Genomic DNA, 24,592 nt, shown 5'->3' with positions numbered 1-24,592 from the left:
CGCGCAAATCTAGCGCGCCGTCGGGAGGTCGTCCGGGGAATCGGCGACGGCCGTCCGGGTGGCCTCCCTGGGCCGGGGCAGCGCGCCGCGGCCCGGCAGCGGCTCGAACCGCTGCGTGAGTTCGTCGAGCATGAGCAGGGTGCCGGTCGGGATGTCGAAGAACAGCCCGACCAGCCGGACGCCGCTGCGCTCGACCACCGGCAGCCTGCGCAGGGTCTCCAGCTGCACGGCCACGTTCACCATCGCCAGTTGGTCCACTTCGGACCACCCGTCGGCCGCGGCGTGCAGGCCGAGCGGGTGACCGTCCCGCCATGCGGCGAGGCTGGGGTTCGCCCAGCGCAGCCACTGGCCCATGGGGTCGTCGGACGGGTCGGACAGCAGCGCGGTCATCGCGCCGCAGCGGGAGTGCCCGCACACCATCACGACGGGCACGCCGAGGGTGTCGACGGCGTACTGCACGCCCGCGTGCACCGACAGGTCGCCGGAGTCGCGCGGGTCCGGCACGAGGTTGCCGATGTTGCGCACGGTGAACAGGTCGCCCGGTCCGGACGCGGTGATGACGTTCGGCACGATGCGCGAGTCCGCGCAGGTCAGGAACATCGCGTGCGGCTGCTGGGAACTGGCCAGCCTGCGCAGGTGCGGGCGCAGCATCGGCGCGCCCCTGCGGTGGTACTCCCGCGCGCCGGTCACCAGCGGGTGCAGCACCTCGTGCCCGCGGACCTGCAGCGGGATCGTCGGGTGCACGCGCTGCCAGTGCGACCACGGTGAGAGCCACCGCGGCGCCGGACCGGACTTGCGGCGCGCCGACAGACCCGGCCCGCCGATCTCGTCGACGACCACGCTGCCGCCCGTGCCCTCGTGCGCGTGCCGCCACGCCGTGATGTGGTCGTGGGCGGCGTGGTCGAGGTAGTCGACCACCAACTCCAGGTGCACCGCGCTGCCCTCGGGCACCTGCGCCAGCATCCGCGACAGCCGCGGCACCGACAGGAAGCTCAGCGTGCCCTCGACCACCACCGCGCACGCGGGCCTGCCCTCGGCGTCGGGCTCGGCGGGCTCGACCCGCACCCGGGCCCACACGATGCGCCGCACCGTGGCCAGCAGCGCGCACGCCAGCCCGATCAGCACGCCCTGCAACAGGTCGAGGAACACGACGCAGGAGATCGTCACCAGGTACACGGCCAGCTCGCCATGGCGCTTCGCCGACCGGATGTTGCCCCACTCCACCAACCGCAACCCCACGAACACCAGCAGCCCGGCCAACGCGGCCATCGGGATCTGCTCCACCAACCCCACCAACACCACAGAGAACAGCAACACCCACAACCCGTGCATCACCGCGGACGCACGCGTGCGCGCCCCGGCCCGCACGTTCGTCGAGCTCCGCACGATCACCCCGGTCACCGGCAGCCCGCCGATCATGCCGGAGGTGATGTTGGCCAAGCCCTGGCCCCGCAGCTCCCGGTTGAAGTCGGTGCGGATGCCCGGGCGCATCTTCCCGACCGCCACGGCCGAGAGCAAACTCTCCACGCTCGCGATGAGCGTCATCGTCAGCACGCCGACCGCGAACGCCGCCCACTCGCCGTCCGGCAGCTCGGGCAGGTGCAGCGCCGAGAGCGGCGAGTCCGGCAGCGACACCCGCGCGATGGGCAGCGCCAGGACCGCCGTCAGCGCCGTCGCCGCCGTGATGGCCACCAGCGGGCCGGGCACCGCCCGCACGCGTGCGGGCAGCCTCGGCCAGACCAGCAGCAGCGCGACGACGCCGACGCCGATCAGCGCCGACGCCGGGTCCGGGGACAGCACGCCCCCGGGCAGGGCGGTCAGGTTCGCCCACGCCGAGCCGGGCGCGTCGGCGCCGAGCAGCACGTGCGCCTGGCCCAGCACGATGGTGACGCCGATGCCCGCCAGCATCGCGTGCACGACCGTGGGGGAGACCGCCAGCGCGGCCCGGCCGACGCGGCAGGCGCCGAGCACGACCTGGAGCACGCCCGCGATGACGGTGATGGCGCAGGTGACGGTCCAGCCGAAGCGGGCGATGAGATCGGCGACCACGACGGTCAGGCCCGCGGCCGGGCCGCTGACCTGCAAGGGTGATCCGCCGAAGAGACCGGCGACGACGCCGCCGACCACGGCGGCGATGAGTCCGGCGAGGACGGGGGCGCCGGACGCGGCGGCGATGCCCAGCGAGAGGGGCACCGCGACGAGGAAGACGATGAGCGAGGCGGGGATGTCATGACGGGCGTTCTCGGCGAGCCATCGGCGCAGTGGCGGGGAATGCGCGTGGGCTGGGCCGGTCGCGGGTGAGCCACCCATGGGTAACCTCCAGATGTCGCAGAACGGATGCGATAAGCACATGGTGACCGATCGGACACGTGCTGTCGCGTCTGCGGGGTAAACGTTCCTTTACGGAGGCGGGGTTCCCGTGACGGGCCAAGGACCCGAGGCTTCACCCGATCGAGTGGATCTCAGTCGTTCGGGAGTGGTTCGGCAGGCGTAACCGGTCCGCGCGCGGCGATCTGCACGAGCGCCGCGCCGCTCAGCAGCACCGCCATGCCCGCGATCTGAGGCAGCGTCAGGATTTCGCCGAGCATCAGCCACGCGATGAGCGTGGCCACGACGGGTTCGGTCAGCGCGAGGACGCTGGCGACGGTGGAAGGCAGGTGCCGCAGCGAACTGAGGCTCAGCGAGTACGCCAATGCCGTGCTGAGCACCGCGACGGCCACCAGCAGCACCCAGACCGGCGACTCCCAGGGTCCGAAGGGGACGGTCTTGCCGAACACCGCCACCGGCATCGACCACGGCGGCGCCACCACGAGCAGGCCGACCGCGCCGACCACCATCCCCCAGGTCACCATCCCGATCGGGTGATGTCGGCCTGCGCCCTTCTCGCCGAGCAGGTAGTAGCCCGCCGACGTCACCGCCGCGCCGATCCCGGCGAGCAGGCCGAGCAGGTCCAGCCGCAGCCCGGTCCACACCTGCGCGACGAGCGTCAGCCCGCCCAGCGCGAGGACGGTGCCCGCCCACGACAGCGCCGACAGCCGCGTCTTGCGCACGAACCGCACCCACAGCGCGACGAGGACGGGCGAGGTGTACTCCAGCAGCATCGCCACCCCGACGGGCAGCCGCGACACCGCGATGAAGAACAGCGCCTGCACGGCCGCCACCCCGGTCAGCCCGTAGGCCACCAGCAGCGGCCACTGCTCGCGGCGCACCCGCAGCACGCCCGGCATGGTCGCCGACACCACGGCCAGCAACACGGCCGCCGCCAGCGCCGCCCGCAGCGCGGCCACCTGCATCGGGCTGAGCCCGGCCTGCATGGCGGGCTTGGCCAGCGGCCCGGAACTGGCGAACGCGACCGAGGCCGACAGGATGAACACGGTCCCGCGGGCGTGGTGGCGAGTAATCGGGCTGAGCGTCGTCACGGGTCCCCCTGTCGGTAGTCGTCCGATGGTAGGACGCCACTGATCAGGGCAGCACGCCGCCCGCCCGACCCCGGCCGGTCGGTCTCCGGGTGCGTCGGGCGGTCGAGGATTCGTCGGCCTGGTTGGGCCAGACCCGGGTGGGAGCGCGGAGGGTCGGTCAGTAGGGAACGCGGTGAATCCGGCCGTGCATGGGTGATACGCCTGACGCGGTGCCGCGGATCTCGACGTTCACCTCTTCCACCCTGCCGTTGCCCACGCCGGTCTCCGTACTGGTCAGCTTCCCGGCGAACCGGACCCGGTCGTCGGGGCCGGTCCACTCCTCCAGCGCCCCGCACTCGGCCCGAGCGGCGGCCGTCCCGTCGTCGTCACCACGCAGGTCACGGCTGGCAACGCCGTCACGGCCCCGAAGGCCGCCTTCCGCACCACGCCACCGAGGACGCCATCGCCGCTTCGCCTCTTTTCGGTCCGCCGGGCCCCTGTCGCCCGGCTCCTGGGAGGCGCGTCGAATAGCGCGCTCGACGCGTCGGGCGTGTCGAAAGGACTCCATCGAGCAAGGTGGAGGGGCAGGTGGCTCAGGTGTGGCTGCCGGTCGGGACCAGCACCGGGGCGGCCGGGGACGGGATGGCGGGCTTCTGGCCCGCCAGCACCTCCTCGTGCACCGCCGGGTGGTGGGCCGCGAGGTGCTGGAGGACGCGGCCGATCGGGGTGCCGTAGTTCTCCTGGTGGATCGCCTTGCCCCAGACCGTCACCGGGCCCGACGGGATGGTGCGGAAGCCGCGGTGGAGCGCGGCGACCGACCAGCGGTCGTCGCAGATCGGGGAGCCGGACGAGCCGCCTGAGGTGTCCGTCAGGTAGGTCAGCACGCTCTCGTCGCCGGTGACGACGAAGTTGTCGCGGAAGCCGAGGCGCATGGGGCCGCCGTCGGGGTGCTGCAGGACGTTGACCCGCTCCCGCAGCGCCGTCGAGTTGGGCTTGTGCAGGTGGGTCGGGCGCAGGCACAGCGGCGCCCGCGGCGCCGCGCCCTCGGTCAGGCGCAGCACCGCGTAGTCCAGGCCCTCGTCGAACGCCACGCAGCCGGACGACCGGACGACGTGCACGGGCGAGTCCGCATGGTAGAAGTCGAACTGGACCTCCACCGACCCGCCCTGCAGCGCGAAGTCGCCGGGGGCGGCCCTGGCCTCGGTCACCTGCCGGGCCGCGATCACGTGGTGGTTGGTGATCAGCAGGCCCGGCGCGATGACCCACCCCGTGCCGACCCCGATGTCCGGCCGCCCGCCGCGCTCGGCGGGCACGCCGTCGAAGTGCCTGCGCACCACCAGCTTCGCCACCGAGCGCGACACCTGCGCGCCCCGGTGCAGGAAGCCGACGTCGAGGGTGTCGTCGGCGTCGACGACGACCTCCAGCGCGCCGTCGGAGCCCGGCAGGGCCTGCACGTCCATCGGGCCCGCCACCGCGCTGGGCAGCTCGGTGTGCGCGGCGGCCCCGTCGACCGAGGCGATCTCCAGCGCCCGCTGGAACACCCGCTGCTCCGGCTGCTCGGCGGCCATCGTGATCGCGTTGTGCAGCCACTTGAGCAGCGGCACCTCGCCCGAGCCCAGCGCCCGGGTCTGGTTCATCCGGTTGGTGAAGGAGACCAGCGTGCCGATGGGCGTCCCGCCGTCGAGGTACATCCCCACGAAGCGGGGGGAGATGCCTGCGCTCAGCGACTCCAGCGCCTTGTCCGTGGCGAAACCGAGGTCGATGGCCGCGCGCTGCACCTCGCGCAGGGCCTCGTCGGTCAGGTACTGGAACGTCATGGCGCCCCCACGGCGACCGAGGGGTACAGCAGCCGCAGCCCCCGCTTGTCCTCTTCGGACAGATCAACCCCGTTGCCGGTCGGGCGGCACGGGCTCGACTCCGTCCGGTAGAACAGCGCCGGGAACGAGTACAGCATCACCGACTTCGCGTCGAACGGGCCCGCCACGACGTCGTACGGGTTGCCCGTGCGCAGGTTCACGTCGACCTTGGCCCTCGGCCAGAAGTTCGGCGCGCCCGCGAGGAAGGTGTAGATGCCCGGCCGGTTGCCCGCCGGGTCGGCGACGAACACGCCGTCGGCGTTCTGCGTCGGCACGTAGCCGGGGTCGTCCTCCCAGCGGAAGTCGCCCTCGCACTCGCCGCGCATGTTCTGGTGCGCGTGGTGGAAGCCGAGCGCGTGCAGGAACTCGTGCCGGACCGTCCCGGCCCACTTCTCGGGCAGCCGCTCGGTGAAGCCGCCCAGGTTCAGGCTGCGCTGGTGCGCCCGGCCGCCGACCCGGCCCACGGCGGGGCCGACCCCGGGGTCGGCGCTGTCGGCGCCGACGAGCGAGAAGTAGCCGGGCAGGTCGAACCCGACCCGGATCTCGGCGGCGTGCTCGGTGTCCTGCTCGGTCCACCGCCGGTACTGCCCGCTGCCCTCGTCCCAGCCGAAGTCGAGCGTGATGCCGCACGCGTCGGTGATCTGCTCGGTGGCGGCCGCGATCTGCCGGTGCAGGGCGGTGTCCCCGCCCAGGAACGCGACGCGCACGGGCGCGCCCAGCGGCCACCGGCCGAGGTCGGTGACCAGGAACTCCATGCCGCCCGCCCGCCGCCGGTAGGCGTCGCGCACGTCCAGCCAGGCCTGCACGTCGTCCGGCAGGGCCTCGATGATCTCCGCGTCCATAGTCGCTCCCCCTGTTCGCGGGTACGACCGTGAAGTCGCGGCTCGACTCCGTCCGGTTAGGGGCGGCGGCACCGCCGATCGGGTGATTGACGAAGCGGTTCCACTCCTTCACCGACGGTAAACGCGCGCCTCCCACGGGCGCAGCGTCGTCGAACGCTCGTCCGGCAGGGTGGCGAGCACGAGTTCGGCGTCCAGCCAGGCCGGATCGATCGCGGCCTGCGCGGGCTCGGCGCTCAGGTTGGCCAGGACCAGCAGCTCAGTGCCCTCGTACGAGCGCGTGAACGCGTAGACGCTCGGGTCGTCGGGCAGGAGGAGCGTGAAGTCGCCGTGGACCACGCACGGCTCGGTGTGCCGGAGGTCGATCAGCCTGCGGTAGTGGTGGAACACCGAATCGGGGTCGGACACCGCGTCGGCGGCGTTGATCTCCTTGTGGTTGGGGTTGGCCGCGATCCACGGCGTGCCCGTGGTGAACCCGGCGTGCGGGGAGGCGTCCCACTGCATCGGCGTGCGCGCGTTGTCCCGGCCCCTCGCGCGCAGGGCGGGCAGCGCCGACGGGCCCGCCTCGGCGTAGTGGTTGATCGACTCGATGTCGCGGAAGTCGGCGATGGTCTCGAAGGGCGCGTTGGTCATGCCCAGTTCCTCGCCCTGGTAGATGTAGGGCGTGCCGCGGTGCAGGTGCAGGACCGTGCCCAGCGCCTTCGCCGCCAGCGGGCTGCCGTCGCCGTAGCGCGACACCACGCGCGGCTGGTCGTGGTTGTTCCAGTACAGGCTGTTCCAGCCGACCGAGGCCAGCCCCGCCTGCCAGCGGTTCATCGTCGCCTTGAGCGCCACCAGGTCAAGCGGCTTGATGTCCCATTTGGACGGACCGTGGTCGATGTTGACGTGCTCGAACTGGAACACCATGTCGACCTCGCCGCGGGCGGGGTCGGTGAACAGCACGGCCTGGTCGACGGTGACGCCCGGCATCTCGCCGACGGTCAGCAGCTCGCGCTCACGGCCTGCGAACACCTCGCGGTGCATTTCCTGCAGGAACTCGTGGATGCGCGGCCCGCAGAGGTAGAACGCCGAGCCGTCGCCGCCGGGACCGTCGGGCAGGGCCGGGTCCTTGGAGATCATGTTGATGACGTCCATGCGGAAGCCGTCGACGCCGCGGTCGAGCCACCAGCGCATCATCGCGTAGATGGCCTGGCGGACCTCGGGGTTCTCCCAGTTCAGGTCTGGCTGCTTGCGGGAGAACAGGTGCAGGTAGTACTCACCGGACTCCTCGTCGTACTCCCACGCGGGGCCGGAGAAGAACGAGCGCCAGTTCGTCGGCTCGGCGCCCGGCGTGCCCGGGGTCATGCCGGGGCGGGCGGGCCGCCACCAGTACCAGTCGCGCTTCGCGCGGAACCACGGGTGCTCGTCGGAGGTGTGGTTGACGACGAGGTCCATGATCAGCTTCATGCCGCGCGCGTGGACGCCGGCAAGGAGCCGGTCGAAGTCGTCCAGCGTGCCGAACACCGGATCGATGTCCTGGTAGTCGCTGATGTCGTACCCGGCGTCGTCCTGCGGCGACGGGTACACCGGCGACAGCCACAGCACGTCGACGCCGAGCGCGGACAGGTAGTCCAGCCGCTCCTCGATGCCGCGCAGGTCGCCGACCCCGTCGCCGTCGGAGTCGGAGAAGCTGCGCGGGTAGATCTGGTAGACGACTGCGGACTTCCACCAGGAACCGGTCATCCCGCCATGCCACCACGGGACTCTGAAGCGGTCAAGACGAGACCGGTCGCCAGGGGCTCTTGGAGTCGGTCGGTCGGGTCGGGTCGTAGAACCGCGGCACGTCGGGCTCGTCGGCGCGCAGCGTGACCAGATCGGCGGTGATCGCGCGCATGATCCGGGTGTGCGCCCGCATGGCGTCGCCCGGCCTGCTCGCCGAGAGGTCCGACAGGTCCACCTCGCCGCCGAAGTGCACCTTGAACACCCGGGGCGAGACGATCGAGCGCAGCGAGGACACCAGCAGCGGCTTGACGTCCGACCAGCCCGAGACGACCTCGGTGCCCCAGTACACGGCCTCGTGCGCGCCCCACTGGCTGATCGTCACCACCGGCACGTTCCCGGACAGCGCCATCCGGGCCACGCCCGTCTTGCCGCGCTCCGGCCACAGCCCCGGCTCCCGGCTCACCCGGCCCTCCGGGTACACCAGCAGCGGCGAGCGGGCCGTGCGCAGCGCGTCGACCGCGCGGTCGAACGCCTCGGCGACGTTCGCCTTGCCCCGGTCGACCCGCAGGTGCCCGCTGGCGCGCAGCGCGTTGCCCAGCACCGGGGCGTCCAGCAGGCCCGCGGTCAGCATGAACTTCGGCGGCAGCCCGATCCGGTCGCACGCGGCGATCAGCACGAACGGGTCGAACATCCCGATGTGGTTGGCGGCCACCAGCACCGGCCTGCCGCGCAGGTGCGCGGGGAACTCGCCGCTGATCTCCAGCCTGCCGAGCAGCCGGACCACGCCCCGGTCGACCTTGGTCAACGCCCGCCACAGCCGCGGAACGTCGGCCGTGCGGCGTGTCGGCTCGTCCGCACCCCCATGTAGCGCAACCATGGTCGGAGCATCGCACGCCCCGCCGCGCGCGTCCGCCCCGGGTTCGGGGCCGGAGTTGCTGGTGGGGCGCGAGGGACGGGCGGGCTACCGTGTTCGGTATGGCCGGGAAGACGACATCCAGCAGGGGCGGCGCGCGCCAGGGCAGGCCAGCGGCCCGCAAGCCCGCGCCGAGGAAGCCCGCGGCGCGCAAACCGGCGGCGCGCAAGCCCGTCGCCAAGCGGCCCGGCGTGCTCGCGGGCGGGTGGGGTCTGCTGTCCAAGGGCGTCGGCTCGGTCGCCCGCGCGGTCGGCCGCACCAAGGAGCTGGACCCGGCGCACCGCCGCGACGGGCTCGGCTTCGCGCTGATCGCCGTCGGCGTCGTGCTCGGCGCGGCCGTGTGGTGGCACGCCGCCGGTCCGGTCGGCAACTGGCTGGAGATCGGCGTGCGCACGGTCGTCGGCGCGCTCACCACGGCGCTGCCGCTGGTGCTGCTCGTCATCGGCGTCGGGCTGATGCGCTCGGACCCGACGCCGGAGAAGCGGCCCCGGTTCGTCGTCGGGGCGCTGCTGATGCTGTTGGCGCTGCTGGGCATCCTGCACGTGTTCAGCGACCTGCCCGCCGACAACGAGGGCCGCATGTACGCCGGTGGTGTGCTGGGCTATCTGTCCGGCGGTCTGCTCGCCAAGGGCGTCACGTCGTGGGTCGCGATCCCGGTCCTGGTGCTGCTGCTGGGCTTCGGCGTGCTCGTCTTCACCGGCACGCCCATCCGGGAGATCCCGAACCGGCTGCGCGACCTGGGCATGGAGCCGGTCGCCGAACCCGAGCCGCTGGCCGAGCAGGAACCGGAGCCGGAGCCGGTGCGCAAGCGCCGACCGCGCAAGGCCGTCGAGCAGACCGAACTGCCGCTGGACGAGCCCGAGCCGCCCAAGCGCGCCGAGCCGAGGCCGCAGGTCAAGGAGACCCCGCAGGTCAAGGAGAAGCCCGTCGAGATGACGGTCACGCGGGTCGTCGACGGCGACTACGCGCTGCCCGACCCGACGGTCCTCAAGGTCGGCGACGCGCCCAAGGCGCGCAGCCGGGCCAACGACGCGATGATCGAGGCGATCAGCGGCGTACTGGAGCAGTTCTCCATCGACGCGCAGGTCACCGGGTTCACCCGAGGCCCGACGGTGACCCGCTACGAGGTCGAGCTGGGCCCCGGCGTCAAGGTCGAGAAGATCACCGCGCTGACCAAGAACATCGCCTACGCCGTGGCCACCGACAACGTCCGGCTGCTCGCGCCGATCCCGGGCAAGTCCGCGGTCGGCATCGAGGTGCCCAACAGCGACCGCGAGATGGTCCGCCTCGGCGACGTGCTGCGCTCGGCCACCGCCGTCAGCGACACCCACCCCATGGTGGTCGGCCTCGGCAAGGACATCGAGGGCCACATGATCACCGCGAACCTGGCCAAGATGCCGCACCTGCTGTGCGCGGGCTCGACCGGGTCGGGCAAGTCGAGCTTCGTCAACTCGATGCTGGTGTCGCTGCTGGCCAGGGCCACGCCGGACGAGGTCAGGATGATCCTCATCGACCCGAAGATGGTCGAGCTGACCCCGTACGAGGGCATCCCGCACCTGATCACGCCCATCATCACCCAGCCGAAGAAGGCGGCGGCGGCGCTGACCTGGCTGGTCGAGGAGATGGAGCAGCGCTACCAGGACATGCAGGCCAACCGGGTCCGCCACATCGACGACTTCAACCGCAAGGTCAAGTCCGGCGAGATCACCGCGCCGCCTGGCAGCGAGCGCGAGTACCGCCCGTACCCCTACATCCTCGCCATCGTCGACGAGCTGGCCGACCTGATGATGACCGCGCCGCGCGACGTCGAGGACGCGATCGTGCGCATCACGCAGAAGGCCCGCGCCGCCGGGATCCACCTGGTGCTGGCCACGCAGCGGCCCTCGGTCGACGTCGTGACCGGCCTGATCAAGACGAACGTGCCGTCGCGGCTGGCGTTCGCCACGTCCTCGCTCACCGACTCGCGGGTCATCCTCGACCAGCCGGGCGCGGAGAAGCTGATCGGCATGGGCGACGGGCTGTACCTGCCGATGGGCGCGTCCAAGCCGATCCGCATCCAGGGCGCGTTCGTCAGCGACGAGGAGATCGCCGCGATCGTGGCGTTCACCAAGGAGCAGGCGCAGCCGGACTACACCGAGGGCGTCACCGCGGCCAAGCAGGGCGAGGCCCGCGAGATCGACCCCGACATCGGCGACGACCTCGACCTGCTGCTGCAGGCCACCGAGCTGATCGTCACCTCGCAGTTCGGCTCGACGTCGATGCTGCAGCGCAAGCTGCGCGTCGGATTCGCCAAGGCAGGGCGGCTCATGGACCTGCTGGAGACCCGCGGCGTCGTCGGTCCGTCCGAGGGCTCCAAGGCCCGCGAGGTGCTGATCAAGCCCGACGAGCTGGAGAACGTGCTGTGGACGATCCGGGGCGGGCCCGCGGCGCAGGACTGAGGTCCGGTTAGTCACGAACGGCTAACGACCTGCGCGAACCGGTGGCGTGGCGGCGTCCATTCCGGATTGATACCCCGGTCGGCGTGCGGAGTGCGCACGCGCGCAGGGGAGGAAAGAGTGGACTACCAGGTCACCTACACGGCGGCGGACGTGCCGTGGGGCCTCATCATCGCGATGGCGGGCGTCGGCCTGCTGCTCACCGTGATCATGATCGCCGCGGTGTGGAAGACGTTCACCAAGGCGGGCCAGCCGGGCTGGGCGGCCATCGTGCCGTTCTACAACACCTACATCATGCTCAAGATCACCGGCAGGCCGGGATGGTGGCTGCTGCTGCTGTTCATCCCGCTCGTCAACGTCGTGATCGCGATCATCCTGATCATCGACCTGGCCAAGAGCTTCGGCAAGGGCGGCGGGTTCGCCGTCGTGCTGATCCTGTTCCCGTACATCGGGTTCCTCATGCTGGGTTTCGGCAGCGCCCGCTACGTCGGCCCGGCCGCGTCGCCGACGTTCCACCAGCACCAGGGCGGCTATCCGGGCCAGCAGCCCGGCTACGCGCCCGCCGGTTATCCGCCGGGCGGCTACCAGCAGCCCGGCTATCCCCAGCAGGGCGGCTACCCCCAGCAGGGCTACCCGCAGCAGGGCGGCTACCCCCAGCAGGGTGGCTACCCGCCGCCGTACAACCAGTGACGCGAAAGGGGCCGCGGTGGCGACCGCGGCCCCTTGTCGTCCCCGGTCAGCTGTTGCCGAACTGGCGGACGGCGGAGTAGTAGACGTCCGCGGTGCGCCTGCAGCCCCAGTGCGTGCCGCAGATCGTGTAGAGGTCGCTCTTGAACTTGTTGTCGATCGACAGCCGGGTGGACTCGGTGAACCGGCCCTGCCGCTTGTAGTTGCGGTAGCCGAAGTCGTGGCGGTAGCAGGCGCGCACGAAGTTGAACCCGAACGGGTTGTCCGGCGAGTTCGAGCACCCGTCCGACGACCAGTCCAGCTGGCTCGCGTACGGCCGCGCCGCGCGGGTCTGCTGGAACTGGCTCAACGACTGCGAGAACAGGTAGTTGTCGGTCGTCGAGCGCAGCTGGGTCGGGCTCAGCTCGGCGGACGCGGTGCCCGCGCCCATCACGATCGCGGTGGCGGCGGTGACGGAGGCGATCGCTCCGCGGGCGGCACGACGCAGGGTTGACGTGGCCACGACTCCTCCAGGAGTGAGGGGAGCCCGGGTCGAGGGGCTCGGTGTGACAATTACGCACCATCTGCCACGTCCGGAACACCACCGTTCGGGCCAGCGTGCCCGAAATGTCGGTGAACTCCCGTCCACTCCCGACTAGAGCTCAAGCAGCATGCGGGTGTTGCCCAAGGTGTTCGGCTTGACGTAAGGCAGGTCAAGGAACTCCGCCACGCCCTCGTCCGCCGACCGCCGCATCTCCTCGTACACCTCCGGCGTGACCGGCGTGCCGTCGATCTCGACGAACCCGTGCCTGCCGAAGAACTCGGTCTCGAAGGTCAGCACGAAGATCCGCGCCAGGCCCAGCTCGCGCGCCACCTCGATCAGCTTGGCCACCAGCGCGTGCCCGACCCCCGAGCCGAGCGCGTCCGGGGTGACCGCGATCGTGCGGATCTCGGCGATGTCCTCCCAGAGCACGTGCAGCGCCCCGCAGCCGACGATGCGCCCGTCGAGCTCGGCGACCCAGAACTCCTGCACGTCCTCGTAGAGCGTCACCAGTTCCTTGGCGAGCAGCACCTTGCCGACGTACTGGTCGACTATGGCCTTCACGGGCCGGACGTCTGCCGTCCGCGCGCGGCGTACCAGCGGTTTCACGAGAGGTGAACATAGCCCTCGGTGAGATTCCGGTCATCGTCAATACCCGGGTCCGCGCGCTGCCGGTTTAATCACCGGCAGTCGACGAGGACGTGAGGGAGTGCCATGCGCGAGGCGGTCATCTGCGAGCCGGTCCGCACCCCGGTGGGCCGCTTCGGCGGCGTGTTCGCGGGCGTCGGCGTCACCGAGCTGGCCGCCGCCGTGCTGCGCGCGCTGCTGGACCGCACCGGTCTCGATCCCGCGCTGGTCGAGGACGTGGTCTTCGGGCAGTGCCACCCCAACGGCGACGCGCCCGCCATCGGCCGGGTCGCCGCCCTCGACGCGGGCCTGCCGGTCACCGTCCCCGGCCTGCAGGTCGACCGCCGCTGCGGCTCCGGACTGCAGGCCGTGATCGACGCCGCCATGCGCGTCCAGACCGGCGCCAACGACCTGCTGATCGCCGGCGGCGCGGAGAACATGAGCCAGGTCGAGTTCTACTCGACCGCTATGCGCTGGGGCGTCAAGGGCACGGGCGTCGAGCTGCACGACCGCCTCGCCCGCGCTCGCGTCACCGCGGGCGGCGTCAACCACCCGGTCCCCGGCGGCATGGTCGAGACCGCCGAGAACCTCCGCCGCGAGTACCGCATCCCCCGCGCCGAGCAGGACGAGCTGGCCCTCCGCTCCCACCAGCGCGCCGTCGCCGCCATCGAGGCGGGCCGCTTCACCGACGAGATCGTCCCGGTGACCGTCCCCGCCAAGCGCGCCCCCAAGCGCCCCGACGGCAGCCGGGGCGACACCGTCGTCGACCGCGACGAACACCCCCGCCCCGGCGCCGACCTCGACGCCCTGGCCGCGCTCAAGCCGATCATGGGCCGCACCGACCCGGAGGCGACGGTCACCGCGGGCAACGCCAGCGGCCAGAACGACGGCGCCGCCGCCTGCGTCGTCACCACGCCGGAGCGCGCCGCCGAGCTGGGCCTGCGCCCCCTGGCCCGCCTGGTCTCCTGGGCGGTCGCGGGCACGCCGCCGTCGACCATGGGCATCGGCCCGGTCCCCGCCACCGCCCGCGCCCTCGACCGCGCGGGCCTGACCCTGGCGGACATGGACCTCATCGAGCTCAACGAGGCCTTCGCCGCCCAGGTCCTGGCCGTCGCCCGCGAGTGGAACCTCACCGACGCCGACTGGGCGCGCGTCAACGTCAACGGCTCCGGCATCTCCCTGGGCCACCCCCTGGGCGCGACCGGCGCCCGGATCCTGGCCACCCTGCTGCGCGAGCTGGACCGCCGCGAGTCCCGCTACGCGCTGGAGACGATGTGCATCGGCGGCGGCCAGGGCCTGGCCGCGATCTTCGAGCGGACGCCCGCCCGCTGACCGGAGGCTGCTCGCTGCGCCTTCCGGCCTGCGCCCCTCCGGCTATCGGCCGGGCAGCCACTTGCCCCACTCGTACCACTCCTCGCCCGGCAGCTGGCCGTCCGAGGGAGCAGGAGCAGGGGCGGGAGCGGGCGCAGGCGGGCGCTGCGTCGGCGCCGGGGCCTTCGCGGCGGGCGCCTGCGGGGCGGGCGCCTGCGGGGCGGGGGCCTGAGGCGCCGGAGCCTGGGGTGCTGGCGGCCGAGGCGCGGGGGCCTGGGCAGCGGGCGGCTTCGGGGCCGCCGGCTTCGCCGACGTCGTCGGTCCGGCGGCAGCGGACGTCGTCATCGCCTGCCCGGGATCGAAGGCGTTCCGCCAGGACAACACCGTCGCCACGAACTCCGACGTCCCGTGGAACCGGTACACCGCGTCCGCGACATCCCCGGGCGTGCTCAGATCCGCCCCGGTGGCGCACAGATACCGCCCCACCCCCAACGCCGCGTCGGCCACGTTGTGGGGGATCGCCACCCCGTCCCCGGAGGCGTCGCGGCCGTGCTCGGACCACACCGACGGCAGCAGGCGCATCGGGCCCACCGCGCGGTCCCAGCGGGCGTCACCGTCCCACACCCCGCCGTCGGTGTCCGGGATCCGCGCGCGGCCCGCCGAGCCGTCCAGCACCGGGCCCAGGGACGGGATGATCGTGTCGCCGTCGTCGTCGAGCCCGGTCGCCGCCGCGTGGCCCGTCTGGGCCTGGCCGATCGCGGCCAGCAGCGGCCACGTCAGGCCGCATTCCGGGTGCGTCCGGCCCACCAGCTCCGCCGCCTTCGCGTACCCGCGAAGGGCCACCGGCGGGATCGCGGACGTCCCCGGCGGCACCGGCACCACCTCCACCGCCGCGGGCCCGTGCCCGTCGGCGAGCGTGCCGTCGGCCCCGTAGGCGATCGGCTGCGCGGCGGCCGCGGGCACCGGGGCGTCCTCGCCAGCGCCCAGCAGCGCGACCGCGACCGGCACCGCCACCAGCGGCATCGCGACGAACGGGGCCCGGGTGCGGGTGCGACGGTGTTTGCCCATGAAGCGCACCCTGCCTGATCGCGCGACGTGATCCCAGACCCGCTGGAAAACCCCGCAATCCGGTGACGAATCCGACACCGAGGCTTTGTCATCGGGTGCCTATGACCGCCGGATACGCCCGCGCCGAAGGAGCGCGGCTACCCTTTGAGCCGTGTCCACTCCGCCCGCGTCGCGCCGTGTCGCCCTGCTCACCCTCGGTTGTGCCCGAAACGAGGTCGACTCCGAGGAACTGGCGGGCAGGCTCGCCGACGGCGGATGGGAGCTGACCGACGCCGACGACGGCGCCGAGGTCATCGTGGTCAACACCTGCGGCTTCGTCGAGCAGGCCAAGAAGGACTCCATCGACACCCTGCTCGCCGCCGCCGACACCGGCGCGAAGGTCGTCGCCGTGGGCTGCATGGCCGAGCGCTACGGCGCGCAGCTGGCCGAGAGCCTGCCGGAGGCCAGCGCCGTCCTGGGCTTCGACGCCTACCCCGACCTCGCAGAACGCCTCGGCGACGTGGTCGCGGGCCACGCCGTGGCATCGCACACCCCGGTCGACCGGCGCACCCTGCTGCCCATCACCCCCGTCGAGCGGCAGGACAGCGACGTCGCCGTGCCCGGCCACGCCTGGGGCCCGCGCGTGCTGCGCAAGCGCCTCGACGACTCGCCGGTCGCCTCGCTGAAGATCGCCTCCGGCTGCGACCGGCGCTGCTCGTTCTGCGCGATCCCCAGCTTCCGCGGCTCGTTCGTCTCCCGCAGGCCCGACGAGATCGTCGCCGAGGCGCGGTGGCTGGCCGAGCAGGGCGTGCGCGAGCTGGTCCTGGTCAGCGAGAACTCCACCTCCTACGGCAAGGACCTCGGCCCGTCCGGCGCGCTGGAGCCGCTGCTGGCCCGGCTGGGCGCCGTCCCCGGGATCGACCGCGTCCGGGTCAGCTACCTGCAGCCCGCCGAGACCAAGCCGTCGCTGGTCGCGGCCATCGCCACCACCCCGGGCGTCGCCGCGTACTTCGACATGTCGTTCCAGCACGCCAGCGAGCCCGTGCTGCGCCGCATGCGCCGCTTCGGCAACACCGAGTCCTTCCTCGACCTGGTCAAGCGCATCCGCGAGCACGCCCCGGACGCGGGCATCCGCAGCAACGTCATCGTCGGCTTCCCCGGCGAGACCGACGCCGACGTGGACGAGCTGGCCCGCTTCCTCACCGAGGCGCGCCTGGACGCCGTCGGCGTGTTCGGCTACTCCGACGAGGACGGCACCGAGGCCGAGGGCCTGCCCGGCAAGCTGCCCGCCGACGTCATCGCCGCGCGCGTGGCCCGGATCAGCGAGCTGGCCGAGGAGCTGACCGCCCAGCGCGCCGAGGACCGCGTCGGCGACGAGGTCGTCGTGCTGGTCGAGCGCGCCGAGTCCGACGAGGACGACTGCGCGGGCCGCGCCGCCCACCAGGCCCCCGAGGTCGACGGCGAGTGCGTGCTGGTCGACGGCGACATCGCGGCCACCGGCCTGGCCGTGGGCGACCTCGTGGTCGGCGAGGTCGTCGACAGCGAGGGCGTCGACCTGATCGTGCGCGCCCGCGCGCTGGTCCCGAGGACGTGAGCGCCGTGCCCACCGAGGGCGAGGACGCGGCCACCCGGCCAGCGCCCCCGGTGCCCGCCCCGGTGCCGACGCACGTCCCGGTGCTCAACATCGCCAACCTGCTCACGCTGAGCAGGCTCGCGCTCGTCCCGGTGTTCCTGCTCGCCCTGTTCGCAGGCGGCGACTTCTGGCGCTGGACCAGCGCGTTCGTCTTCGCCGTCGCGTCGATCACCGACCACGTCGACGGCAGGCTGGCGCGCCGCCACGGGCTCATCACCGACTTCGGCAAGATCGCCGACCCGATCGCGGACAAGGCGCTCACCGGCGCCGCGCTGATCGGGCTCAGCGTCCTGGGCGAGCTGCCGTGGTGGGTCACGGTCGTCATCGCGGTGCGCGAGGTCGGGGTGACGCTGCTGCGGTTCTGGGTGATCCGGCACGGGGTGATCCCGGCCAGCCGGGGCGGCAAGCTCAAGACGCTGCTCCAGGTCGTGGCCATCGGGCTGTTCCTGGTGCCGCTGCCGGGGTTCCTGCACGTCGTGGCCTGGGTGGTGATGGGCGCGGCGATCGCGCTCACCGTCGTCACCGGCGTCGACTACGCCGTGCGCGCCGTGCGGCTGCGGGCCCGGGGGAAGCGCGCGGTCGCGTGATCCAGGGAGTCCCGGCCGAGCAGGTCGCCGCGCTGGTGCGCACGCTGGCCGAGCGCGGGGAGACCGTCGCCGCCGCCGAGTCGCTGACCGCGGGGCTGCTGACCGCGGTGCTGACCACCGTGCCCGGGTCCAGCGCGGTCGTGCGGGGCGGGCTCGTGGTCTACGGGACGGACCTCAAGGCGTCGCTGGCGGGCGTGGACCCCCGGCTGCTGGCCGAGCGCGGGCCGGTCGACTCCGAGGTCGCCGCGGCGCTGGCCGCGGGCGCCAGGGCCCGGTGCGGGGCCACCATCGGGCTCGGGCTGACCGGCGTGGCCGGGCCGGGGCCGCAGGACGGCGTGCCCGCGGGCACGGTGTTCGTGGCGCTGGAGTCCCCGCGCGGCGGACTGGTCTCGCTGCTGCGGGCGACCGGGACCCGCGACGAGGTCAGGGCGGCCGCCGTCCGGGCGGCGCTGGGCCTCATCGAGGACGACCTGGATGCGATCATCGAGTGAGGTTCGGGTCACTCTCGGTGCCCGGGGGGTGGGGAACAGCGAGGTCGACCGGGGTGTTCGCTCTTGGCGTACGCCGTGGGAAGGCCGTGCGACATGTCAGTGCCTCTGGGTAACGTGATGAGTAACTGTCGGAGGAAGGAGGTGTGCGATGACCGTGCTGCTGCGCGAGGCCATCGGTGATCGGCTGCGCCACACCCGGACCAACCAGCGCCGCACCCTGCGGGAGGTGTCCCGGTCGGCGCGGGTCAGCCTCGGTTACCTCTCCGAGGTCGAACGCGGCCGCAAGGAGGCGTCCAGCGAGCTGCTCGCCGCCATCTGCGACGCGCTCGACCTGCCGCTGGCCGAGCTGATGTCGCATGTCGCCTCCGACATCGGCGCGCTCACCTCGGTCGAGCACGGCGTGCCGGAGCAGGTCCCCGCCGAGGCGCGCTCCGCGCCCGAGCACAGCGACGCGGGCGCCCGCGCCGCCATCGAGGGCGGCAGGCTCGTGCCCGCCGTCGTCGGCGACAGCCTGGCCGATCTCCGGCTCCAGCCCGCCCTGCATTCCATCGACTCACTCGGCGGCGCGCGGGCGTTCGTGGCCGCGTAGCCGTTCTCCCGCCGTGCGCACTTCGCGTCCGCCGAACCGTCCCCGGTTCGGCGGACGCGCCGCGTTCGGCCCGTTCACCGGTTACCGTGGGTGAGGGGTCAGGGATGTCCCGGACCCCGGTCCCGGGCAGCCCGGAGATGATCCCGGAAATTGTCCGGGTCCGGTGGAACGGCCTGGGCCCACCTGACACGATGGAACCCACCAGGGTGCCGGGACGTTGCCGTTTCATCGGAAGGTCAGGCGGCGACTTATCCGAGTGAACCGACAGTCGTGAGAAGGCAGGCGGAGGAGATGGCCAACCCGTTCGTGAAGTTCTGGAAGTACCTGATGGCCTCGTTCTCGTCGAAGATCGACGAGCACGCGGACCCCAAGGTGCAGATCCAGCAGGCCATCGAGGACGCGCAGCGCCAGCACCAAGCGCTCTCGCAGCAGGCCGCGGCCGTCATCGGCAACCAGCGCCAGCTGGAGATGAAGCTCAACCGCCAGCTCGGCGAGGTGGAGAAGCTGCAGGCCTCGGCCCGCCAGGCGCTCGTGCTGGCCGACGAGGCCCGCGCCAAGGGCGACGAGCAGAAGGCGACCCAGTTCGAGACGGCCGCCCAGTCCTTCGCCACCCAGCTGGTCACCGCCGAGCAGGGCATCGAGGACCTCAAGACGCTGCACGACCAGGCGCTGCAGGCCGCGGCGCAGGCCAAGCAGGCCGTCGAGCGCAACGCGATGGTCCTGCAGAACAAGCTCGCCGAGCGCACCAAGCTGCTCAGCCAGCTGGAGCAGGCCAAGATGCAGGAGCAGGTCTCCCGCTCGCTGAACCAGATGAGCGAGCTCGCCGCGCCGGGCAACACCCCGTCGCTGGAGGAAGTTCGGGAGAAGATCGAGCGCCGCTACGCCACCGCGCTGGGCTCGGCCGAGCTGGCCCAGAACTCCGTGCAGGGCCGGATGATGGAGGTCCAGGCCAGCACGACGGAGATGGCGGGCCGCTCGCGCCTCGACCAGATCCGCGCGTCGATGTCCGGCGGGCAGGCCCCGCAGGTCACCGGCGGCCAGGCCGCCCAGCCCACGCCGGGCAACATCGAGGCCGAGATCGCCCAGCGGGTCGCCCAGGAGCGGCAGGCCAACCCGCAGTCGAACAACTAGCACGCACTCGACCGACTAGCGCGCACCGGGGAGGGGGTCGGCAGTGAGCTACAAGCGTGAGCTGATCCGCATCGCCGACCTCGCCACCAAGCACGTGGACGCGGTCACCAAGGTGCAGGCCCGCATCGCCCGGTGGCGCGACCCGCGCGCCCGGGCGCTGCGCAGGCGGCGCCGCGCGGTGCGGACCACCACGGCGTGGACGGGCACCGGCCTGGCCACCGGCACCGGGGCGGTGGTCGTGGAGGCCGCGGCCGCCAACCCCGGCGCGTCCGTGCCGATCCTGATCGGGACGGCCGTGGTGTCCGGGGTGGCCGCGATCGCCTCCGGCGTGCGGACCTGGCGGCTGCACCGCGAGCCGCTGCCGGAGGCCGCCCGGGTGCCGGTGGCGCTGCCGCCGCCGGACTCCCAGGCCCGCGAGCCCATGCGCAGGCTCGCCGACGCCGAGGACGCGCTGCGCGAGCTGCTCGCCCAGCTCAGCCGGGGCGCGCTGGTGCCGCCGGAGTCCGTCGAGCACTCCCGCCGCACCGGCGCGGAGGCCGCCGAGGCGCTGCGCGCGGTCTCGGCCCAGCTGCAGGCCGTCGAGCGGGCCCGCGACCACGCGCCCGCCGCGGACCGCGCCGCGCTCACCGCGGGCGTCCTCAGCCTGCGGACGCAGCTGGAGGAGGGCGTCGAGGGCTACTGCGCCCTGCTCGCCGCCGCGGGCCGCGTCCTGGCCGCGTCGACCGGCGCCGCGCCGCGCCACGACCTCGCCGACGCCACCGACCACCTCGCCGCCCTGGCCGTGGCTCTGCGCGAGCTGTCCCCGCACACCGGATAGGGTCGCGGCTCACACCGCGACCGCGCGTCACCTTCACGGGGCTGCGGCGTCTTTTCTGTATAGACCCCTTGGAGAGGACGTCGCCCATGTACACCGAAGCCGAGTTGAGGCCGGTTGTGCGCGACCGTGTGGCCGCGATGCCCGCGCACGAGGACCGGTACTGGGCGGCGATCACGGCGAACGGGATCGACCGGGGCTGGGCCGCCCGGCTGCTCGACGCGGCCGTCGAGTGGATCGCGGCGGGCCGATCGGACACCTACGACCCTTACGCGCTGGCACTGTCCTGGGCTGTCGGCGGAGCGCGCTAGGGCATTCAGGTAAACATCACGGTGTCGTATCGACTTGGCGACTACTTGCTGTGGCACCATGCTGCGAACCAGACGGGCGCGGTGGAGGGTGGACGTTGACTTTGTGGTCCGTGCACGGAGACGGTCGGCGTGTGCGGGACGGCGAGGTCGTCGCGCCCCATGAGCGGCTGAGCTGGCCGCTGACCATCGGACTCGGGCTGCAGCACGTGGCCGCGATGTTCAGCGCGACGGTGCTCGTGCCCGCGCTCACGGGTTTCCCGGTGACCACCACGCTGCTGTTCTCCGGGGTGGGCACACTGCTCTTCCTGGTCATCACCCGCAACCGGGTGCCCAGCTACCTCGGGTCGTCGTTCGCGTTCATCGCGCCGCTGTTGGCCGCCAAGGAAAGCGGGCTGGCCGTCCAGCTGGGGATCGTGCTGACCGCGGGCCTGCTGCTCATCGGCGTCGGCGTCGCGGTGAAGGCGCTGGGCGTGCGGCTGCTGGACTCGGTCATGCCGCCCGTGGTCACCGGGGCCGTCGTGCTCCTCATCGGACTGAACCTCGCCCCGGTGGCGACCGGGTCGTTCGCCAAGCAGCCGCTGATCGCGGTGCTGACGCTCGGCGTCGTGCTGGTCTGCGCGGTCGTGGGCCGGGGGATGCTGTCGCGGATGTCCATCCTGGTCGGCGTGCTGGCCGGGTGGGTCGTGGCGGCGCTGACCGGCGGCCTGGACGCCCAGCGGGTCGACGCGCTGGCCGCCGCGCCGTGGTTCGGGCTGCCGGAGTTCACCGCGCCGATGCTGCGGCCGTCGGAGATCCTGCTGGTGATCCCGGTCGTGATCGTGCTGGTCGCGGAGAACGTGGGGCACGTCAAGGCGGTCGGCGCGGTGACCGGGCGCAACCTCGACGGCAGCGTGGGCGACGCGCTCATCGCCGACGGCCTGGCGACCTCGCTCGCGGGCGCGGGCGGCGGGTCGGGCACCACGACGTACGCGGAGAACATCGGCGTCATGGCCGCGACCCGGGTGTACTCGACGGCCGCCTACGCCGTGGCCGCGCTCGTGGCGCTCGTGCTGTCCCTGGTGCCGAAGTTCGGCGCGCTGATCAACACGGTGCCCGACGGCGTGCTCGGCGGGGCGACCATCCTGCTCTACGGCATGATCGGCCTGCTGGGCGTGCGGATCTGGCAGGCCAACCGGGTCGACTTCACCGAGCCGGTGACGCTGATGGTCGTCGCCGCCGCGGTCGTGGCGGGCGTGGGCAACCTGACGTTGAGCGTCGGCGGGATGCGCCTGGAGGGCATCGCCTGGGGCTCGCTGATCGTCGTCGTGCTGTACCCGCTGCTGCGCAAGCTCAGCGCGCTGCGGTCGCGCGATTGATCGCCCGGACGAGCGCGGGTCCGGAGTAGATGAACCCGGTGTAGAGCTGCACCAGCCGCGCGCCCGCGTCGAGCATGCGCAGGGCGTCGTCGGCGGTCATGATGCCGCCGACGCCGATCACCGGCAGGTCGCTCTCCTTGGCGACGAACCCCACGACCTCCAGCGCGCGCTCGGTGAGGGGGCGGCCGCTGAGGCCGCCCGCCTCGTCCCGGTGCGGGCCGGTGGCGCCCTCGCGGGAGAGCGTGGTGTTGGTGGCGATGAGGCCGTCGACGTCGTGGTCGGCGCAGACCTGCAGGACCTCGCCGATGGCGTCGTCGGTGAGGTCGGGGGCGATCTTGACCAGGATCGGCGTGCCGTCGGCCTCGGCGGCCAGGGCGCCGACGAGCTCGTCGAGCGCGCCGCGGTCCTGCAGGCCGCGCAGGCCGGGGGTGTTGGGCGAGCTGACGTTGACGGCGAAGTAGTCGGCGTGCGGTTTGAGGACGCGCAGCGAGTGCAGGTAGTCGTCGACGGCGTCCTCGACCGGCGTCACCTTGGACTTGCCGATGCTGACCCCGATGGGCACGCCGATCGGGCCGGTGGCGGCCAGCCGGGCGGCGAGCGCGTCCGCGCCCGCGTTGTTGAAGCCCATCCGGTTGATCACGGCCTGGTTTTCGGGCAGCCGGAAGATGCGCGGCTTCGGGTTGCCCGGCTGCGGGTGGCGGGTGACGGTGCCGACCTCGACGAAGCCGAATCCCAGGCCGGGCCAGGCGCGCAGGGCGCGGCCGTCCTTGTCCATGCCCGCGGCCAGGCCGACGACGCCGGGGAAGCGCAGGCCGAACGCGGTGGTCTCGGCGTGCGGGCCGAAGAGGCCGCGCAGCGGGCGCATCGCCGGGGCGAGCCGCCCCAGCGCCTTCACGGTGCGCTCGTGGGCGACCTCGGGGTCGCCCTTGCCGAGGGAGAACAGGACACGCCGGACCAGTCGCTGGTACACCACGCGGCCATCGTGTCATCCGGACGCGATGATGGGCGCGTGACCCGTGACGCCGACGAGCTGTACGCGCTGCCCCGCGAGGAGTTCACCGCCGCCCGCAAGGCCCTGGCCAAACGCGTCCGTGACTCCGGCGATCCGCAGGCGGCGGCCCAGATCGACAAGCTGGCCAAGCCCACCACCGCGGCCTGGCTGGTCAACCGCCTGGTCCGCTCGGCCCCCGACGCCGTGGCCGAACTCACCGAACTGGGCGACGCCCTGCGCGCGGCCCACCAGTCCGCCGACGGCCCCGCCCTGCGCGACCTGACCCCCAAGCGCGCCGAGGTCCTCCGCACCCTCGTCACCCGCGCGGCCCAGGGCGACGACCTGAGCGAGCCGATCATCCGCGAGCTGGAGGAGATGTTCACGACGGCCCTGCTGGACGAGTCGGCGGAAGAACGCCTCCGCACCGGCCGCATCGCCTCCGTCCGCGACCTCTCCGGCGCCCCCGCCTGGCCCGGCCTTGCGGTAACCCCCCAGCCCAAACGCGAACCGGAGAAGAAGCAGAAGAAACCCCCCGAGGACAAGCGCGCGGCGATCGCCGCGGCAAAAGCCGAGGTCAAGTCCGCCGAAGCCGACCGAGCCAAGGCCGAACGCGCGGTAGCGGCCGCCGAGAAGGCGGTGGCCAAGGCCGAGGAACGCGTCCGCGACCTCAACGCCCAACTCGACGCCGCCGAGGCCGCGGAACTAGACGCCCGCCGAGACCTCCAACTAGCCCGCCGAACAGCAAAGGAGGCCGAACGCGCCACAGCAGCAGCCTGGCGACGACGTCAACAACTGGAGGAATAGACCCCGCACTTGCACCCCAACCCGCGCACCCGCAGTCGCCTGCACCCACCGCAGCCGCTGTCAACACCGCCGCCGACCCCGGCTCCACGCCGCCCGCCCCGGCTCCAGCTCTGGTCCCCAACTCGGCCGGCCTCGGTCCCGGCTCCGCCTCGGTCCCGGTTCTGCCTCGGCCTCGGTCCCGCCTCGGTCCGGCTCCGCCGCTGGCTTCGGTCCGCGCCTACCTCCGCCCCGGCCTGCCCTCGGCTCGACCCGCCTCGGGCTCCGGTCTCTGCCCGGTCCCCGGCCTGACTCTGCCCGGCCGCGGCCTCGCTCCTGGCCCAGCCCCGGTTCTCGCTCCGGCCCTGGTTCGGGCTTGCGTTCTGGCCTCTGCCCGGCTTCGCCCTAGGGCTCGTCTTGGCCAGGCCCGCTTCCCCTGGTGCCGGTCCGCTCCGGCTCCGGTATTGGTTGCGGCCCCGACACAGTCCGGCTTGCCTCCGCCCGGACCCGGGCCAAGCTCGGCCACAGCTCTGACCCGCCCGCCCCCGCCTCCACGAGCAGTGCGTTGGCTGGCCT

At 72.7% G+C, this 24,592-nt stretch carries 22 protein-coding genes; 12 read left to right on the top strand and 10 right to left on the bottom strand.

Annotated features, from left to right (window positions below; translation table 11 throughout):
- Positions 1 to 9 precede the first annotated feature (9 nt).
- From Actkin_RS23800 to Actkin_RS23775, 6 genes are all read right to left on the bottom strand, one after another.
- Complete coding sequence (locus tag Actkin_RS23800) at positions 10 to 2,310, bottom strand: SulP family inorganic anion transporter (protein ID WP_258904326.1); 2,301 nt, start codon at positions 2,308 to 2,310, stop codon at positions 10 to 12.
- A gap of 152 nt (positions 2,311 to 2,462) precedes the next feature.
- Positions 2,463 to 3,419, bottom strand: coding sequence for an EamA family transporter (locus Actkin_RS23795; protein WP_258904325.1), 957 nt, complete (start codon positions 3,417 to 3,419; stop codon positions 2,463 to 2,465).
- A 572-nt stretch (positions 3,420 to 3,991) separates the two neighbouring features.
- Entirely contained in the window at positions 3,992 to 5,215 is a 1,224-nt protein-coding gene (locus Actkin_RS23790) for a trypsin-like peptidase domain-containing protein (RefSeq protein WP_258904324.1), read from the bottom strand.
- Entirely contained in the window at positions 5,212 to 6,096 is an 885-nt protein-coding gene (locus tag Actkin_RS23785; protein WP_258904323.1) for a zinc metalloprotease, read from the bottom strand. Before Actkin_RS23785 ends, Actkin_RS23790 begins: the two co-directional genes overlap by 4 nt.
- A gap of 108 nt (positions 6,097 to 6,204) precedes the next feature.
- On the bottom strand, positions 6,205 to 7,815 hold the full coding sequence (locus Actkin_RS23780; RefSeq protein ID WP_258904322.1) for a glycoside hydrolase family 13 protein: 1,611 nt from the start codon (positions 7,813 to 7,815) through the stop codon (positions 6,205 to 6,207).
- 31 nt (positions 7,816 to 7,846) lie between these two features.
- On the bottom strand, positions 7,847 to 8,671 hold the full coding sequence (locus Actkin_RS23775) for a lysophospholipid acyltransferase family protein (protein WP_189211621.1): 825 nt from the start codon (positions 8,669 to 8,671) through the stop codon (positions 7,847 to 7,849).
- A 98-nt stretch (positions 8,672 to 8,769) separates the two neighbouring features.
- Here Actkin_RS23775 and Actkin_RS23770 point away from each other — a divergent pair, with 98 nt between their 5' ends.
- Together Actkin_RS23770 and Actkin_RS23765 are read left to right on the top strand one after the other, a co-directional pair.
- Positions 8,770 to 11,145: a DNA translocase FtsK 4TM domain-containing protein gene (locus tag Actkin_RS23770; RefSeq protein ID WP_258904321.1), complete on the top strand. Its 2,376-nt coding sequence runs from the start codon at positions 8,770 to 8,772 to the stop codon at positions 11,143 to 11,145.
- A gap of 117 nt (positions 11,146 to 11,262) precedes the next feature.
- Complete coding sequence (locus tag Actkin_RS23765; protein WP_258904320.1) at positions 11,263 to 11,832, top strand: DUF5684 domain-containing protein; 570 nt, start codon at positions 11,263 to 11,265, stop codon at positions 11,830 to 11,832.
- Between the two features lie 46 nt (positions 11,833 to 11,878).
- Here Actkin_RS23765 and Actkin_RS23760 read toward each other — a convergent pair whose 3' ends face one another.
- Complete coding sequence (locus Actkin_RS23760) at positions 11,879 to 12,331, bottom strand: phospholipase (RefSeq protein ID WP_229787005.1); 453 nt, start codon at positions 12,329 to 12,331, stop codon at positions 11,879 to 11,881.
- Positions 12,332 to 12,463: 132 nt separating this feature from the next.
- Positions 12,464 to 12,958, bottom strand: a complete 495-nt coding sequence (locus tag Actkin_RS23755) for an amino-acid N-acetyltransferase (RefSeq protein WP_189211619.1) — start codon at positions 12,956 to 12,958, stop codon at positions 12,464 to 12,466.
- A 105-nt stretch (positions 12,959 to 13,063) separates the two neighbouring features.
- Between Actkin_RS23755 and Actkin_RS23750 the strand changes: the two genes are divergently transcribed.
- Positions 13,064 to 14,308 carry an acetyl-CoA C-acetyltransferase gene (locus tag Actkin_RS23750; protein WP_258904319.1) on the top strand — a complete coding sequence of 415 codons (1,245 nt, stop codon included), beginning with the start codon at positions 13,064 to 13,066 and terminating at the stop codon, positions 14,306 to 14,308.
- A 42-nt stretch (positions 14,309 to 14,350) separates the two neighbouring features.
- Here the strand turns inward: Actkin_RS23750 and Actkin_RS23745 are convergent, their stop codons facing one another.
- Positions 14,351 to 15,355 carry a lysozyme family protein gene (locus Actkin_RS23745; protein WP_258904318.1) on the bottom strand — a complete coding sequence of 335 codons (1,005 nt, stop codon included), beginning with the start codon at positions 15,353 to 15,355 and terminating at the stop codon, positions 14,351 to 14,353.
- Between the two features lie 151 nt (positions 15,356 to 15,506).
- Here Actkin_RS23745 and rimO point away from each other — a divergent pair, with 151 nt between their 5' ends.
- The 8 genes from rimO to Actkin_RS23705 all read left to right on the top strand — a co-directional run bounded on the left by rimO (position 15,507) and on the right by Actkin_RS23705 (position 22,245).
- Positions 15,507 to 16,928 carry a 30S ribosomal protein S12 methylthiotransferase RimO gene (rimO, locus tag Actkin_RS23740; protein ID WP_258904317.1) on the top strand — a complete coding sequence of 474 codons (1,422 nt, stop codon included), beginning with the start codon at positions 15,507 to 15,509 and terminating at the stop codon, positions 16,926 to 16,928.
- A complete protein-coding gene (pgsA, locus tag Actkin_RS23735) occupies positions 16,925 to 17,554 on the top strand; it encodes a CDP-diacylglycerol--glycerol-3-phosphate 3-phosphatidyltransferase (RefSeq protein ID WP_189211615.1) in 630 nt (209 codons plus the stop codon). The genes rimO and pgsA overlap by 4 nt, the downstream gene beginning before the upstream one ends.
- The gene (locus Actkin_RS23730) at positions 17,551 to 18,045 is read left to right on the top strand and encodes a CinA family protein (RefSeq protein WP_258904316.1); all 495 of its coding nucleotides are present in this window, start codon (positions 17,551 to 17,553) and stop codon (positions 18,043 to 18,045) included. Before pgsA ends, Actkin_RS23730 begins: the two co-directional genes overlap by 4 nt.
- A gap of 148 nt (positions 18,046 to 18,193) precedes the next feature.
- Positions 18,194 to 18,634, top strand: a complete 441-nt coding sequence (locus tag Actkin_RS23725) for a helix-turn-helix domain-containing protein (RefSeq protein ID WP_189211613.1) — start codon at positions 18,194 to 18,196, stop codon at positions 18,632 to 18,634.
- 291 nt (positions 18,635 to 18,925) lie between these two features.
- Entirely contained in the window at positions 18,926 to 19,765 is an 840-nt protein-coding gene (locus Actkin_RS23720) for a PspA/IM30 family protein (RefSeq protein WP_189211878.1), read from the top strand.
- A 43-nt stretch (positions 19,766 to 19,808) separates the two neighbouring features.
- Positions 19,809 to 20,582 (top strand): phage shock envelope stress response protein PspM, encoded by a 774-nt coding sequence (locus Actkin_RS23715; RefSeq protein ID WP_258904315.1) that lies wholly within the window; start codon positions 19,809 to 19,811, stop codon positions 20,580 to 20,582.
- 86 nt (positions 20,583 to 20,668) lie between these two features.
- Entirely contained in the window at positions 20,669 to 20,890 is a 222-nt protein-coding gene (locus Actkin_RS23710; RefSeq protein ID WP_189211611.1) for a hypothetical protein, read from the top strand.
- Between the two features lie 95 nt (positions 20,891 to 20,985).
- On the top strand, positions 20,986 to 22,245 hold the full coding sequence (locus Actkin_RS23705) for a uracil-xanthine permease family protein (RefSeq protein ID WP_189211610.1): 1,260 nt from the start codon (positions 20,986 to 20,988) through the stop codon (positions 22,243 to 22,245).
- Here Actkin_RS23705 and Actkin_RS23700 read toward each other — a convergent pair.
- Positions 22,220 to 23,218 carry a quinone-dependent dihydroorotate dehydrogenase gene (locus tag Actkin_RS23700; RefSeq protein ID WP_258904314.1) on the bottom strand — a complete coding sequence of 333 codons (999 nt, stop codon included), beginning with the start codon at positions 23,216 to 23,218 and terminating at the stop codon, positions 22,220 to 22,222. The genes Actkin_RS23705 and Actkin_RS23700 overlap by 26 nt on opposite strands.
- A 36-nt stretch (positions 23,219 to 23,254) precedes the next feature.
- Here Actkin_RS23700 and Actkin_RS23695 point away from each other — a divergent pair, with 36 nt between their 5' ends.
- Positions 23,255 to 24,040 (top strand): hypothetical protein, encoded by a 786-nt coding sequence (locus tag Actkin_RS23695; RefSeq protein WP_189211608.1) that lies wholly within the window; start codon positions 23,255 to 23,257, stop codon positions 24,038 to 24,040.
- Positions 24,041 to 24,592: the final 552 nt, after the last annotated feature.

Origin of the sequence: Actinokineospora sp. UTMC 2448 (genome assembly GCF_024760565.1) — a bacterium.
GTDB lineage: Bacteria > Actinomycetota > Actinomycetes > Mycobacteriales > Pseudonocardiaceae > Actinokineospora > Actinokineospora fastidiosa.
Note: the sequence above shows the minus strand (reverse complement) of the source record. Positions and strands in the feature narration are given on the sequence as shown.